The sequence below is a fragment of the Acinetobacter piscicola genome, from assembly GCF_015218165.1.
In the GTDB taxonomy this organism is placed as follows: Bacteria; Pseudomonadota; Gammaproteobacteria; order Pseudomonadales; family Moraxellaceae; genus Acinetobacter; species Acinetobacter piscicola_A.
The window spans coordinates 1,235,776-1,251,468 of record NZ_CP048659.1 but is presented as its reverse complement, the minus strand read 5'-3'; the positions used below and the strand labels follow the sequence as shown (position 1 = coordinate 1,251,468).

At 40.2% G+C, this 15,693-nt stretch carries 12 protein-coding genes; 2 read left to right on the top strand and 10 right to left on the bottom strand.

Features of this window, described 5'->3' with window-relative positions; all coding sequences use genetic code 11:
* Positions 1-6: 6 nt before the first annotated feature.
* The 10 genes from G0028_RS06000 to G0028_RS05955 all read right to left on the bottom strand — a co-directional run bounded on the left by G0028_RS06000 (position 7) and on the right by G0028_RS05955 (position 13,604).
* Positions 7-1,233, bottom strand: a complete 1,227-nt coding sequence (locus G0028_RS06000) for a molybdopterin molybdotransferase MoeA (protein WP_180044839.1) — start codon at positions 1,231-1,233, stop codon at positions 7-9.
* The gene (gene moaCB, locus G0028_RS05995) at positions 1,233-2,156 is read right to left on the bottom strand and encodes a bifunctional molybdenum cofactor biosynthesis protein MoaC/MoaB (RefSeq protein ID WP_180044840.1); all 924 of its coding nucleotides are present in this window, start codon (positions 2,154-2,156) and stop codon (positions 1,233-1,235) included. Before moaCB ends, G0028_RS06000 begins: the two co-directional genes overlap by 1 nt.
* A gap of 45 nt (positions 2,157-2,201) precedes the next feature.
* Positions 2,202-2,873, bottom strand: coding sequence for a molybdenum cofactor biosynthesis protein MoaE (locus G0028_RS05990; RefSeq protein WP_180044841.1), 672 nt, complete (start codon positions 2,871-2,873; stop codon positions 2,202-2,204).
* A gap of 1 nt (position 2,874) precedes the next feature.
* A complete protein-coding gene (locus tag G0028_RS05985; protein WP_180044842.1) occupies positions 2,875-3,159 on the bottom strand; it encodes a MoaD/ThiS family protein in 285 nt (94 codons plus the stop codon).
* 1 nt (position 3,160) lies between these two features.
* The gene (gene moaA / locus G0028_RS05980; protein WP_180044843.1) at positions 3,161-4,234 is read right to left on the bottom strand and encodes a GTP 3',8-cyclase MoaA; all 1,074 of its coding nucleotides are present in this window, start codon (positions 4,232-4,234) and stop codon (positions 3,161-3,163) included.
* A gap of 140 nt (positions 4,235-4,374) precedes the next feature.
* A complete protein-coding gene (locus tag G0028_RS05975; RefSeq protein WP_130072833.1) occupies positions 4,375-5,016 on the bottom strand; it encodes a molybdenum cofactor guanylyltransferase in 642 nt (213 codons plus the stop codon).
* Positions 5,013-7,817: a nitrate reductase gene (locus G0028_RS05970; RefSeq protein ID WP_180044844.1), complete on the bottom strand. Its 2,805-nt coding sequence runs from the start codon at positions 7,815-7,817 to the stop codon at positions 5,013-5,015. The genes G0028_RS05975 and G0028_RS05970 overlap by 4 nt, the downstream gene beginning before the upstream one ends.
* A gap of 92 nt (positions 7,818-7,909) precedes the next feature.
* Positions 7,910-9,532 (bottom strand): nitrite reductase small subunit NirD, encoded by a 1,623-nt coding sequence (gene nirD / locus G0028_RS05965; protein ID WP_180044845.1) that lies wholly within the window; start codon positions 9,530-9,532, stop codon positions 7,910-7,912.
* Positions 9,533-9,634: 102 nt separating this feature from the next.
* On the bottom strand, positions 9,635-12,181 hold the full coding sequence (gene nirB, locus G0028_RS05960) for a nitrite reductase large subunit NirB (RefSeq protein ID WP_194088753.1): 2,547 nt from the start codon (positions 12,179-12,181) through the stop codon (positions 9,635-9,637).
* A gap of 37 nt (positions 12,182-12,218) precedes the next feature.
* A complete protein-coding gene (locus G0028_RS05955) occupies positions 12,219-13,604 on the bottom strand; it encodes an MFS transporter (RefSeq protein WP_180044846.1) in 1,386 nt (461 codons plus the stop codon).
* A 402-nt stretch (positions 13,605-14,006) separates the two neighbouring features.
* On the opposite strand from G0028_RS05955, the gene G0028_RS05950 reads away from it, so the two are divergent.
* Positions 14,007-14,600, top strand: a complete 594-nt coding sequence (locus G0028_RS05950; protein WP_180044847.1) for an ANTAR domain-containing response regulator — start codon at positions 14,007-14,009, stop codon at positions 14,598-14,600.
* Positions 14,597-15,580 (top strand): ABC transporter substrate-binding protein, encoded by a 984-nt coding sequence (locus tag G0028_RS05945; RefSeq protein ID WP_180044848.1) that lies wholly within the window; start codon positions 14,597-14,599, stop codon positions 15,578-15,580. Before G0028_RS05950 ends, G0028_RS05945 begins: the two co-directional genes overlap by 4 nt.
* Positions 15,581-15,693: the final 113 nt, after the last annotated feature.

The window sequence follows — 15,693 nt, the reverse complement described above, 5'->3', positions numbered from 1 at the left end:
AAAGAGCTAAATAAAAATACCTTGCACCATCTGCCCTGCTTCAAGCTGTTGATGTGCAGGAATACGCACCAAACCATTGGCTTGCATTAAATTACTCAGCATATGTGATTGTTGTTTGCCGAGGCTTTGGACTGTGAGCTTGGCTTGATCGAATTGCACCGACATACGTAAAAAACGTTCTCGTGCATCGGCTTTTAAATCATGACTGAGTTCCGCGCTGAACCATTGCAAAGATGATGTTTGCCCTTGCAAAGCGTCTAATAGCGTCGTGGTATAAATTTGCATGCCCACATACACCGCAGCAGGATTCCCTGGTAAGCCCAATAAATAACAACATTTTTGATCAGGCTTTTGCAATGTTGCAAAGAACATCGGTTTACCTGGTTTTTGTTTGATTTTCCAAAAGATTTGTTCAAAACCTAATTCCAATGCCACAGGTCGAATAAAATCATAATCACCGACTGAAACCCCGCCTGTGGTCAGGATCAAATCATAATTTTGACTTAATTCTGCGAATAATGTTTTTACCGCAAGTGCTGTATCCGCCACATGAAAAAGATCAATCTGTTGATTACGCTGTTGAAACCATGCCTGAATTAAAGGGGCATTGGCATCAAAGATTTTGCCTGCAGTGAAGTCCTCAATATTTTTTGTAACTTCATCGCCTGTGATCACCACTGCAATTTTAGGATATTGAAAGACTTGAACCTGTTGAATACCTGCCATGCTTAAAGCTGCGATTGCACCCACTGACAGTTGTTGACCTTTCTGCGCAAGAGATTGTCCAATCGCAATTTCCTCGCCAACATCACGAATATCGGCATGTTTTTTCAGTGCTTCTGTCATTTGAATTTTAGATGTCGAAACTAAATGGACAATTTCTTGCCGTGCTACCGTTGTTGTTCCAAGCGGAATTTTTGCTCCCGTAAAAATACGTAAGGCTTGTCCATGCGCTAATACAACATCAGCACATTGTCCTGCACGAATTTCCCCAATCAGTTCAAAAGTCGAACCAACCTCAATCACTTCGTCTGCATGTATCGCATAGCCATCTACTGCACTTTGTGAAAACATGGGTAAATTAATACTTGAAGCAACATCTACTGCTAAATAACGATTTAATGCTACATGTAAAGCAAGATCTTCAGTGCCTAAAACTTGGCTATGTTGTTGAATCAATGACAATGCTTGATCAATCGAAATTAAACCCTGTTCAGCCTCACAACCTGACATTATTGATAACCTCCCGCATGCGGAATATTTTTTTGTACATCAAAGAGATGCACAAGTGCAGGTAAAATTGCGCTTAAAGACTCTAAAGCCCCCTGACGACTGCCCGGTAAAGTAATCACCAAACTTTGATCGATATAACCTGCAACCCCCCGACTGAGTGCAGCATAAGGGGTACGGCGTTGCCCAAAACTGCGTGATGCTTCCATTAAACCGGGAATTTCACGTTCTAATAAAGGCTGAATGGTTTCTACAGTTAAATCTTTTGGCCCTAAACCTGTACCGCCCACGGTTAAAATTAAAGGATATTGATTTTTTTGCTGTTCAATCAATGCCAATAATTGTGTCGGATCATCAGGAATCACTTGATAAGCAATATTACTAAAATTGGCTTCTTGTAAAATTTCTAGGACATTTTGCCCTGCGGTATCAGGCTTTTTCCCTGCTGCGACAGTATCGGACAAGACAATCACCGATGCAGATAGACTCTGTTTTAAAGCACGGGTAAAATGTGATTTTCCGCCTTTTTTCTTTTCTAATTGAATACCATCCAATAATAAATCATCAGGGTCACAATGCGGTTTAAGCATGTCATACAAGGTTAGTCCTGCAAGACTCACTGCCGTTAATGCTTCCATCTCAACACCTGTAGGGCCAATGGTTTCCACAACAGCGCTAATTTTGACATGTGCATCAAACAGTTCGTAATCGACATCGGCACGGTAAATCGGCAATGGATGGCACAATGGAATCAGTTCATCAGTACGTTTTGCAGCTAAAATCCCTGCAATCCGCGCCGTTTTTAAGGCATCGCCTTTTTCGGTATTGCCATGACGTAACAATTCGATGCAATGCGGCGGTGCATGTAATATTCCTGTGGCGATCGCTGTGCGATAACTTTCTGCTTTCATGCCGACATTTTTCATTGCACATTCCTATTTTATAATTTTCTTCAAGATTAACGGTTTTATTTACAGATGCCATTGATAAACAGCAGGATCTACCGAAGATTCATGCTGTTTTTGCGTTAAAGAGGCAAGTTCCTGTGTCGGTTGCTCATGAGGCAGATGATCATCTTGATATGTTGCTGTAGATGAATGTGCACGTAGACGATGATGTATATGGTCACACTGTTTCGAATGCTGATGTGGTGCAGTATGTGATAGCTCATCCTCATGATCTTTACGGATACAACACCCCTCTACATATTGACTGCTGCCATCCATATAAAATTCTTCTTTCCATACAGGCACTTCATGTTTAACCCGTTCCACCGCCTCTTCACAAGCAGCAAATGCCTCCCGCCGATGTGGTGCATAGGCCATTGCAATAATCGCTTTTTCACCAATATCTAAAGCGCCAACGCGGTGAATCACACGCACATAAGATATGCCATGTTTGATTTGAATCTCTTGTTCAATTTGACGGATCATTTTTTCTGCTACAGGCGCATAAGCGGTATATTTCAGCGCCTTAACCGCCTTGCCTTCATGATGATCTCGTACCGTGCCGACAAAAATCCCGATCCCTCCACATTCAGGGAAATGTTCAATGCCATCAAAACCGTCTTGGCTTAATGCACTCTCTTGAATGCGTTTAAAATCTTTTAAATGTCGATGTTGACTATTCACAGTTTCAGTCATGTTAACCTCCTGCAACAGGCGATAATAAAACCAAAGTAGTATCTGAACTTAAAAGGGCTTGTCGTGGAATAATGTCTTCGCCCACCGCGCAAGCACAACGTTCCAAAAGTGTTGAGGACTGTGGATAAGCACGTTGTACATATTCAAGTACATCGCTAATGCTGATTTCAGACTCAAACTGCAAGCATAAATCTTGTGGCAGTTGTCGCTCAATCGCACCAAACGACTCTATTTGAATGTTGATCAGTGCACTGTGAGGATCTTGATTGTGTGCTTTAAAATGCATCTTAACCTCCAATCATATACATGCTAATTTTGCGTGTTGCCGCATGGTTTGCAGATGCTGCTAATGTCGATAATTTTAATGTCGTTTGTTCTTGCTGTATGGCATCAAAGCCTTGTTTCTTATGCCAAATATAATCAGTTAACACTGCATTTAACTTCAATTCTGCTGGTGCTTTTTTCTGCATCAATGCCTGAATGTGTTTTTTTAAATCCAAACCTTGCGTTGCAAATAGACAATTAAAAAACTCTCCTTTTGCAGTTAAACGCAATCGGTCGCATGTGCCACAAAATGAATTGGAAATGGTGGAAATAATCCCAATCGGAAAACCATGAATGAAATAAGTGCGTGCAGGTTCAGACGATTGACCTTGTTTGATGGTGACATCAAAATCTTGTTTTAGATGTCTTAAAATGTCTTGTTCCGTCACCACATGCGCAGATGACCAATGCGCATCACCATCTAAAGGCATAAATTCGATAAAACGCACCATCACATTATTTTGTATCGACCAATGTGCCAAAGGCAAAATTTGATCGTCATTAACACCTCTAATGAGCACAGTATTGATTTTAATTGGTAGCCCTACCGCTTTTGCTTGCTGAATTCCCTCAAGTACAGGCAATAAATCTTTTTTGGTTAAGTGTTTAAATTGCTCGGCATCTAAACTATCTAAACTGATGTTTAAATCATCCAATCCCGCTTGTTTCAGTTGTGAAGCATATTGTTTTAAATAATGTGCATTCGTGGTCATAGACACTTTTTTGAGACCGATTTTTTTCAACTGTTGTAATTCGGCAATAAAATGCACCACGCCTTGACGCATTAAGGGCTCGCCCCCTGTAATCCGAATGTGTTCGATGCCACGGCGCACCATAAACTCGCAAAACTGATAAAGTGCTTCAAAACTAAGTAAATCTTGTTTTTTCATCCATTCGGGATGTTCAGGCATACAATAAACACATTTAAAATTACAGCGATCTGTCACTGAAATTCTCAGTTTACGTTTATGACGTCCAAATTGATCAACAAATGGATTGACGTCACGCTGTACATTATGATGTGGTATTGCATTCATACACAGTCCCTTTTGCACTGTTTAAGTTCAGGATTTTCCAAAACTAAAAAAATGCATCATCTGATTTACAATGAAACTGCAAAAAGTGTTCCAATATTTAGTAAATCGAAATATTTTTATAAAACTCAAAGGCTGCAAAGTTAAATGTGAATAGATTTCAATTGTTGATATTGTTGTAATTCATCCAGCGAATTAATACTGTGCAAAAATAATGCATGATTTTTAAATATTACCCCCTGGCCGTGCAACTCGGAAAAACACTGTTTTAAACTGCGCTTATTTTGTGCAAGACTGTTTTGAATAGTCTGATATGCACTACGCTTGACAAGACAAAATGGATATAGCGCCACACCATTAATTTCGACATAAGCCACATCAGACAAAGCATTTTTGGCTAATGCTTGATGTAATTTTTCAACCACACGCTTAGGAATAAACGTCACATCACAAGGGATAAACAACACATAATCGGCTTGCACATACGTCCACGCACTTTTCATTCCCATCAAAGGACCTTGAAAACCCTGATCATCATCTTGATAACAATGAATAGTGGGGATCATTTTTTGATAAATTGAATAATCCCGATGGCTATTCACCCATACAGCCGAGACTGCATTTTTGAGTTGTTGATGTATTTTAATCAGTTGAATTTGATCATCAAATTTTTGCAACAGTTTATTGATGCCATTCATCCGCCGTGCCTGACCACCTGCAAGGATCACTAAATCCGTTTCAGGATAATCTATCCCTCGACTGATCATTTTGACTATTCTCTTCATTCGGCTGCCTCCGCTTGACAAGCTTTGATTAAGCCACGAATTTCAGGTAGACAAGAACCACAGTTCCCCCCTGCTTTTAAACAGGCAGTGACTTGTTTTTCATTGCTGATATTTTGTTCTTTAATGGTTTGAATGATGCGGTTTTTACCGACTTTAAAACAACTACAAACCAATGGGCCGTCATGATTGCCCATTGACATGGCTTGTCCTGCAAGCAATGCCTTACGGTGCATAGCACTTAAACGTTCACGTTTAAATAGACTCGAAATCCAGTCCCGATCAGGCAATAAGGCTTTTGGTGCAATATATAAACTGGCAATTAAAATCCCATCTTTTAAAATAATGGTATGGCTGATATGTGCAGTTTGGTCTTCAAGATTTAACCATTCAAAACTCTCATCCTCAAAAGGCAATAATGCTTTTAAACGCTCCGTGGTTTGGTTAAAACGGCGACGATCTGCGAGTTCATAACGCACGGCTTTGCTTGTCTGAATTTTTGTCCACCACACGGTATTTTCAATACTATTTTTAACGAGATGCTCAAAACCATGTCGAACATAGAACACCCCTTGCCATTGGGTATAAAAAGGATGAATGATGATAGGCGTATGTTTAAATTCAGGCTCGCCTGAAATGGCATCGACCACAGGATTGACCACTTTGCCAATGCGTGCATCTGAAGCAAATTGATCGTTCCAATGAATCGGAGCAAAAATCTGTCCACGGCGAATATTTTCACTCACCACCGCACGCAGTACACAATTCCCCCAAGCGGATTTAATCTCAACCAATTCACCATCTTTTAAACCATATTTCAGTGCATCATTTGGATGAATTTCGCAGTAAGGTTCAGCTTTATGGGTACTTAAATTTGCTGACAGACCTGTTCGTGTCATGGTATGCCATTGGTCACGGATTCGACCTGTATTAAGAATAAGTGGATATTCACGATCAGTTTGATTTACAGGATCAATCATTGTTGTTGCAATGAATTTCGCTTTGCCATCGGCATGGCTGAATTGCCCTCGCGTAAATAATTGCCCATATTCATCTTTCGATTGTTTTTTTTGTATCACAGGCCATTGCACAGGTTCGAGTTCATGATACTCAGACAATGAAAGTTCAGTTAAACCTTGCAGATTAAAATAACGGAAGTTTGCAACATCAGCACGTTTATTGATTTCTGTATTTTGATAAGCAGAAAGTTGAGCATGTTCTTTGAAAATGTCATGGCTATTTTTAAACTCAAAACCACCAAAACCCATTTTCTTTGCCACTTGTGCGACTGCCCACCAATCTGCTTTGGCTTGTTCAGGCTCAGTTAAAAATGCGCGCTGTCTTGATATACGACGTTCAGAATTGGTCACCGTACCATCTTTCTCACCCCAGCCTAGTGCAGGCAATAAAACATCGGCATATTGGGTGGTATCTGTATCTTTACAAATATCTGAAACCACAACAAATTCACATTTGTCTAAAGCACGTTTTACCTGATCTGCATTCGGCAAACTGACCACAGGATTGGTCGCCATGATCCAAATGGCTTTAATTTTACCACTTTCAACCGCTTCAAAAAGATCAACTGCTTTTAATCCAACCTGAGTGGCAATGGATGGGCTGTTCCAAAAACCTTGCACAAGCTGTTGATGCTGAGGATTTTCAAGCTCCATATGCGCCGCCAACATATTGGCTAAACCACCGACTTCACGTCCTCCCATAGCATTGGGTTGTCCTGTCATCGAAAATGGTGCTGCACCTAATTTACCAATTTTTCCTGTGAGTAAATGAGCATTGATAATACTGTTGGCTTTATCCACCCCACGTGAAGATTGATTAACCCCCATAGAAAATAAGGTCATGACTTTTTCTGTTTGAGCAAATTTTTCAAAGAAAACTTTTAATTTTTCGAGTGAAATCCCTGTTTTCTTTGCAACTGGTTCGATGTCCGCTTCAGGCTGTGAACTTTCTAATAGCGCATCCAAACCTTGTGTATGTGCTTGAATAAACTCGTGGTCACTATACCCATTTTGATATAAATATTGAACTAAACCATTAAATAACGAAACATCTTGACCAATCAGAATCGGTAAATGTAAATCCGCTGCTTCACAGGTAGCAGTAAATCGTGGATCGATCACTACAACAAATAAATCTCTTTCTTCCTTAGCTTTCATAATGCGTTGATACAACACAGGATGACACCATGCTGTATTTGAGCCGACTAAAACCACCATGTCGGTGTGTTCAAAATCCTCATAACTTGCAGGAACAAGGTCTTCGCCAAAGGCACGCTTATGCGCTGCTACCGCAGAAGACATACATAAGCGTGAATTGGTATCAATATTGGCAGTACCGAGATAACCTTTAACGAACTTATTGACCACATAATAATCTTCGGTCAGCAATTGTCCTGAGACATAAAATGCAATGCTGTCACGACCATATTGGTCAATACATTGTTGAAATTTATTGGCAATTAGGTCCGTCGCTTTATCCCAGTCAGTTTTTTGACGTGTGTAAGCATAGGCATGTTCTGCATCAATTTTCCGCCCGAGCATAGGGTGTAAAACACGTGTTTCTAGCCCTACGGTATCTGCTAAATTACTGCCTTTAATGCAGAGTTTGCCGTAATTGGATGGATGATTAACATCACCGATTACAGATACTTTTTGTCCAAGCACAGTATCTTCAACAGTTGCCGTTACACCACAACCTACTCCACAGTATGGACATGTGGTTTGGGTAATTTTGACTTTATTTTCTGTGGAGCTGTGCAGTTCCATTACAGGGATACTATTCATTTTCTGCTGTGCTCCTGATAATGCTTTTATTCCCCTCTTTTCAGGAGGGGTTAGGGGAGGTTTTATATTAAAAAGGAATTAGGGAGACTAATTCACCCTGCTTTCTTCAAAGCAAAATCCTTACCAAACAGCAATTTATTTCGAATAGAAGAAATAGAAGTTTGATCCGAGATCAATTCAGCATACCAAGTCCCATCTTCGGTATCACCAAACAGCACTGCACCAATAACTTTATCTTTTTGAATAATAATACGTTTATAGATTTGACGTTTCTCATCATTCAATACGATGTCTTCAAATTCCTCATCAGCATTCTTATCAAGATCAATTCGACCTGCGGAGAACACATCACAGCCACTCACTTTGAGCTGCGTCGGCACTGTTGGTGCTTTAAAAGTTAAACTGCCATGTTCAGCCAAATGTGATGCACAAATAAATGCTTGACCCCACAAAGGTTCAACCAAACCGAAAGTTTGATTACGATGCTCAATACATTCACCAACCGCATAAATACTTGGGTCATAAGTCTGCATCGTATCATTCACCAACACACCACGATTACAACGTAAGCCAGCACTTTGTGCCAATGCCATATTCGGACGGATACCGACTGCAAAAACCACTAAATCAGCATCTAAAATTGTGCCATCTTTTAAGCGTACATGTGTGACATGACCATTTTCACCCAAAAGGGCTTCTGTATTGGCTTCAGTGATGATGCGAATACCTTTTTGCTCAATGCTATGACGTAACATTTGGCTCGCTTTACTATCCAATTGACGTTCCATAATGCGATCCATTAAATGTAAAACAGTCACATTCATGCCACGTTGTTTTAAACCATAAGCCGCTTCGAGCCCGAGTAGACCACCACCAATCACCACTGCATTTTTCTTAGATTTGCAGTAGTCGAGCATGGTATTCACATCGTAAATGTCACGAAAACTTAATACACCATCAAGTTCTGCACCTTGTACAGGAGGCACAAATGGTTTAGAACCTGTAGCCAAAATCAAACGGTCGTAATCAACCACTAAACCTTTTTCGGTATAAACTTGTTTACGTGGGCGATCAATACGCACTGCAGGGTCTCCTGCAATAAAGCGAATATTTTTATCGCTATACCATGCGTGCGGGTGCAGCATAATATCATCGATGGTTTTATCTCCCGATAATACAGGTGATAGCATGATGCGGTTATAGTTGCCCCATGGCTCTTCTCCAATCACCGTCACTTCATAACGATCTGGCGCCATATCAAGCAAGTCCTCAAGGCAACGCATACCTGCTAGACCATTGCCGACCAGCACCAACTTCATTTTTTCTTGAGACGTGCCATTATTGGTAATATAGGTTTTTTGTGGAGTCGGGCTAATCATCACTCGACCATTTTCAATTTTGCTAGGAAATACTAAAAGTTTTTGATCTTTATCTTCCAAGCAACGCCCTGTTGCCAAACTAAAATGTTGTTTATAAATCGGAGAAGCAACCACACGTTCACCTTGTAAATCACCAATAATGCCACGTGACATCACAAAGGCTTTGCTAAACGGATCTTGGTTGCTGAGTGCGTATACTCGCTTTTCTGAACCTACACGGAAAATTGCAATTTGTTGGTCATCAATTAACGCACCCACACCTGTATTCGGCGTAATATCATCCAATGCACATACATCTAACCAATTCAATTCATTCATATCTTTAAATACTGTCATCATCTTATCCTTGTTCTTTAACTTCATTTTTTCTGCATCTTCATCTTTTCTCTTCAGAAAATGCAGCGCTATACTTAAAAGAAGTTTTCTGACCTAAATTCGTTAAGCTTCAACTACAGGGATACGACTCGCATCACGTTCTGCTTCTGTCTTTGGACGAATTTGTCCACGTACTTCAGCAAATTGCACATGTGGATCTTGTTGTTGTTCAGCTTTAGCATTGATAAAGGTGACAAAGCGTTTACGCACTTCAGGATCTTCCACCGCTGTACGCCATTCATCTTGATAGGTACCTACCACATGGCTCATACGGCGTTCAAGTTCTTCTGCAAGCCCTAAAGAATCATTCACCACCACATCTTTGAGATAATCCAATCCCCCTTCCATGTTGTCACGCCATACTGAGGTACGTTGTAGACGATCTGCCGTTTGGATGTAGAACATAAAGAAACGATCGATATATTTGATTAAGGTTTGTGTATCTAAGTCGGAAGCAAGTAATTCAGCATGGCGCGGTTTCATACCACCATTACCACAAACATATAAATTCCAACCCTTTTCAGTTGCAATCACACCAACATCTTTACTTTGCGCTTCAGCACATTCACGAGTACAGCCTGACACTGCCATTTTGAGTTTATGTGGAGAACGTAAGCCTTTATAACGATTTTCAAGGAAAATGGCTAAACCGACTGAATCGTCTACGCCATAACGACACCATGTACTGCCTACGCAGGATTTCACAGTACGCAATGACTTACCGTAAGCATGTCCTGACTCAAAACCTGCATTGATCAGTTTTTCCCAGATTTCAGGCAGTTGATGCAGTTGTGCACCAAACATATCAACACGTTGACCACCTGTCAGTTTGGTATACAAACCATATTGTTTGGCAATTTGACCGACAGCAATGAGTCCATCTGGCGTGACTTCACCGCCTGCCATACGTGGCACGACTGAATAAGTCCCATCTTTTTGAATATTGCCAAGATAATAATCGTTACTGTCTTGCAGACCTGCATGACTTGGTTTAAGCACGAAGTCGTTCCAACAAGAAGCAAGAATATTTGCCACAGTCGGCTTACAAATATCACAACCTAGACCATGTCCATGTTGTTGAATTAAATCATCAAAGGTTTTGATTTCATTGACACGAACCAAGTGATACAACTCTTGACGAGAGTAGGCAAAGTGCTCACAAAGATGGTTATTGACGGTCACACCTTGGCGTTGTAATTCTGATTTTAAAACTTGAGTAACGAGCGGTGCACAACCTCCACATGCTGTTGCAGCTTTGGTACATTTTTTCAAAGCACCCAATGAAGTCGAACCTTCTTGAATTGCGGAGCAAATATCAGCTTTAGAGACGTTATTACATGAGCAAATCGTTGCACTATCAGGCAGTAGGTCTACACCACTTCCGCCTGTTTTTGCATCTGATTGAGCATAGCCTGGCATGATGAGGCTTTCAGGATTTTCAGGAATCTCTAAACCATTGAGCATCATTTGTAGCAAGTCATTGTACTCTTTAGCACAACCGACCAGTACCGCACCTAAAAGTTTGGTTTTCTCAGCATTGACCACAATCTTTTTATAGATCATGGCATCTTCATCAGCAAAGAAATAGCTCAAAGAATTTGGGGTCATCGCATGCGCATCCCCCACAGAAGCAACATCGACTCCCATAAGTTTGAGTTTGGTGCTCATGTCCGCACCTGCGAACTCAGTACTGGTTTGTTCGAGTACGTGTTTCGCTGCAATACGCGCCATGTCATAGCCCGGTGCAACCAAACCATAAATTTTATTTTGCCACAGCGCACATTCACCAATGGCATAGATATCAGGGTTAGAAGTTTGGCAATAATCATTGATCACGATCCCGCCACGCTCACCAATGGCTAAACCGCTTTGACGTGCGAGTTCATCACGAGGACGAATGCCTGCTGAAAACAAAATAATGTCGGTTTCAAGCTCAGAACCATCACTAAATTTCATCACATGAGTTGTATTTACACCATCTTCAATGGATGAAGTCGCTTTTTGGGTATGAACTTTTACCCCTAAGTTTTCAATTTTTGAACGTAAAACTTTACCGCCTAAATCATCGATTTGAACCGCCATCAAACGTGGCGCAAATTCAACCACATGCGTTTCTAAGTCTAAGTCTCGAAGTGCTTTAGCAGCCTCCAAACCCAATAAACCACCACCAATCACCACACCTGATTTTGCATTCAAGCTTGCAGCTCGAATCGCATCAAGATCTTCAATGGTACGATAAACAAAGCAATTTTGACGATCATTACCTGGAATCGGTGGAACGAATGCATAAGAACCTGTAGCGAGAATCAATTTGTCATAACTGATGACATCACCATGATTAGTCGTTACCAATTTATTTACAGTATCAATTTCTGTTGCTTTTGTGCTTAAACGGAGATCAATACCATAAGCATCGGCAAAATCTGCACGGCATAAAGTTAGGTCTTTTGCCGATTTACCAGTGAAATATTCAGTTAAATGAACGCGATCATAAGCTAAACGTGGTTCTTCTGCCAAAATCGTGATTTCAACTTCATCACCTGCATGCTCTAACACAGATTCAATGAATTTGTGCCCTACCATTCCATGACCAATCATGACTAATTTCATTTCAATTCTCCTCAATTCTTATGCTTATACGTGGCTTTTAAGCTGCGCTATTTTGTTTAACTGTTGCCGCTGAAGCTTGCTCCATACGGTTGCGTTCCAAGACAGCTTCTTCAAATAACTTTTGCTCTTTTTCTTTATGTTCAACTGAGAATCGAATCATCAATACAAAGCTTGCTGCAATGACTACTAATCCACCCAAAATCATCAGTGTAATTTGAATATCCAACATACCTTTGAGTAAAAAACCTGCTGCGACTGCACCAACGTTACCACCTGCACCAATAATCCCTGCCACGCCACCTAAGGCATCACGGTCAATGAAAGGAACTAGGGCATAAGTTGCACCACATGCCATGTGTGTGAATAGTGCGAATACCGTCATTGCTAGGATGGCAAACATTGGGACATTCATTTGTGAGAAGACGATCAGGAATAAACCTTCCATGAGAATCATCACAAAGAGAACTTTAGTACGACCATCTAAGCCTTTTTTAGTCGCTACTTTGTCTGAAACAATTCCACCCAATGCACGAGCAAACAATGCCAATAAACCGAAGATCCCTGCTGCCATGCCCGCTTCTTTTAAACCAAAGTTGAAATGGTCTACGTAGTACATCGCAATGATGTTATGGATGAAAATTTCGATGCCGAAACATGCCGCATATGCACCAAATAAAATCCAAACGCGGTAGTTTTTTGCGGCATGCATTAAAATTGCGATACCACCTTTTTTGTCACTTCCTACTTGAACGCCTTCGGCACGTAATGCTTTAAAATCACCTTGTGGACAGTCTTGGGTAAATGTCCAATACATCGCACCGACGATTAACATCATCACACCTGGAACAATCAGTGCAATTCTCCAACCTAAAGCTTTTTCAATCCCAAACATCACTAAAGCAGAAAGTAATAACGGCATAAGCGCTTGAGTTGCACCACCACCCGCATTTCCCCAACCTGCAGTCGTTGCATTGGCTGTACCTACGACATTTGGTGCAAACATGATACTGGTGTGATATTGGGTGATGACAAAACTCGCGCCGATCGCACCAATCAATAAGCGGAAGAATAAGAATGATTCATAACTATTCGCAGATGCCACACCAAATACTGGGATACTGCCGAGAATCAATAAAGCGGTATAGGTTTTGCGTGGGCCGTATTTATCACACAATGGCCCAACGATAAGACGAACCACGATTGTGATTGCAACTGCTGCAATATTAATATTGGCAATTTGATCTTTAGTCAGATGAAATTCACCAGCAATGACTGGCATTAAAGGTGCACAAGCAAACCATGCAAAGAAACAGACAAAAAATGCGAGCCAACTCATGTGGAAGGCTCTCATCGCTGCGCTGCTAAAACTAAAAAGATTGATTTTTGTTGCTTTTTTAGCATCCAAATTTATATTTGAAGACATAACCATCCCCTTCCAGAACTGAACGTATAGGTTTATCTGCTGTGCAACTATTGCACTTCAGATGCGATCAGAGCGGACGTCGTTGGCCGTCTTACAAATTTTTCATCGAGTCTTCTTTGACTCAGTTAGGATTATGCAACTGGTGTGCCAACTTTTCAAGTTAGAACATATATTATTATTTTTAAATGAATTTATTTTTTAAAATATAATTCTAATCCACAAATAAGTATATTTTCGATTCATGGTTGAGCAATTTTGTTATGCTTTACTATGCAATGAATCAGCGCAATTTGCATCATTAAAGTGCATTTATTGCAAAGTTAAAACCAATTCAAGCAATATATGCTCTTTTTGGTATAGAAATTGCTTATTAAATAATAACTTTCAGGCTTCCTGATACGCATGTCAAAACTTAAAATTGCTTTGATTGATGATGATTCTGATCGAGCAGAATTTGTCAAAAAAACCCTTATCGAACATCAGTTTGAGGTCGTTGCATGCCTCATGACCGATCAACTCGATCTCTTTTATCTACAACAAATTCATGCCGATGTCATTCTTTTGGACATGGATCATCCACATCGGGATATTATTGAAAGCTGCGTTAGTCAATTTGACTTACCCACTGTGCTTTTCACTAAAAATGGGCATAAAGAAACCATCAAAAGTGCGATTGAAGCTGGAATTACTGCTTATATCGTAGATGGAATACAACCTGCGAAATTAGACAGTATTTTACAAATAGCAATTGAACAATATAAAAAGCATAAAAAGTTAACCAATGACTTAAAAGAAACTAAAACTAAATTAGCAGACCGTAAAGACATCGACAAAGCCAAGGTCTTGCTTATGAATTTACACCAAATCAATGAAGAAAATGCATTTGCATTACTGCGTAAAAATGCGATGAGTCATCGTATGACCATCGGTGAAATGGCACGTAGGCTCATTGATGCACAAGCACTGCTCCAAGGACATACAAAGGATGAATTATGAAAGCATTAGAACAAACAGAGATTCAACTGGGTTATGTACCACTTTTGGACTGTATTGCACTGTTATGGGCACAACATCAAGGCTACTTTATTGAACAAGGCTTAAACGTAAGCTTAGTCAAAGAAGCATCATGGGCAAGTTTACGTGATCGCTTAGCTTTTGGTTTTTTAGATGCGGCGCACTGTTTATCCGCGATGCTACCTGCCGCAGCATTGGGTGATGATCAACTTGGCATTCCGCTACAAACACCTTTGGTACTCAGTACCAATAAAGCGTTTATCAGTTTAAGTCAGCAGTTATGCCATGAACTGAATATTGGCTTACATGATTGTGTCGAGCAAACTGCGACAAAAGTCGTCGATGCATTTAAAAATGGACAAACCTTACAACTGGCACATGTTTTTAAACATTCGATCCATCACTATAGTTTACGAGAATGGTTAGCACTGGTAGATTATGAGGTCGCAGCACAATATCCTTTTTGTACCCTACCACCACCGTATATGGTTGAAGCTATCTCTAAACAAATGATTGATGGTTTTTGTGTTGGGGAACCGTGGAATACTCAAGCTGAATTAGAAGGCTATAGTCAAATTATTACCAGTAGCCAAGAGATTATTCCAAGTGTTGCAGACAAAGTATTGGCCGTCACTGCAGCTTGGGCTGAACAACATCCTCAAAGTTTAGCTGCATTAAAAGCAGCTATTGTTCAGGCACAAAATCATTTAAGAGATTTAGAGGATTTTAGTGAAGTATGGCAACTGTTAAAAGACTATCAGATTGTTCGTTTTAATTGCTCAACACATGTACATGTGAAAGCATGTTATAAAATTCAAAATATTATTCAAAATCTTGTACCTATTGAAGTTAACCCACAACAGGCAGATTTTGAGTGGCTCGTGACTCAAAATTGTAAGTGGCAGCAACTCGACATCAGTCAAACACTTCAACAAGAAATAGCAAGGCAGTGCATTTTGTAATCGGCATTGATGGAAATATACTGAAAAGCCATACATCAAAAGCAGATAAAATATTTTTTTCTGCTTAAAAAATAGCATGATAAGCATTTTTTTGTTCAAAATGCATATTTATA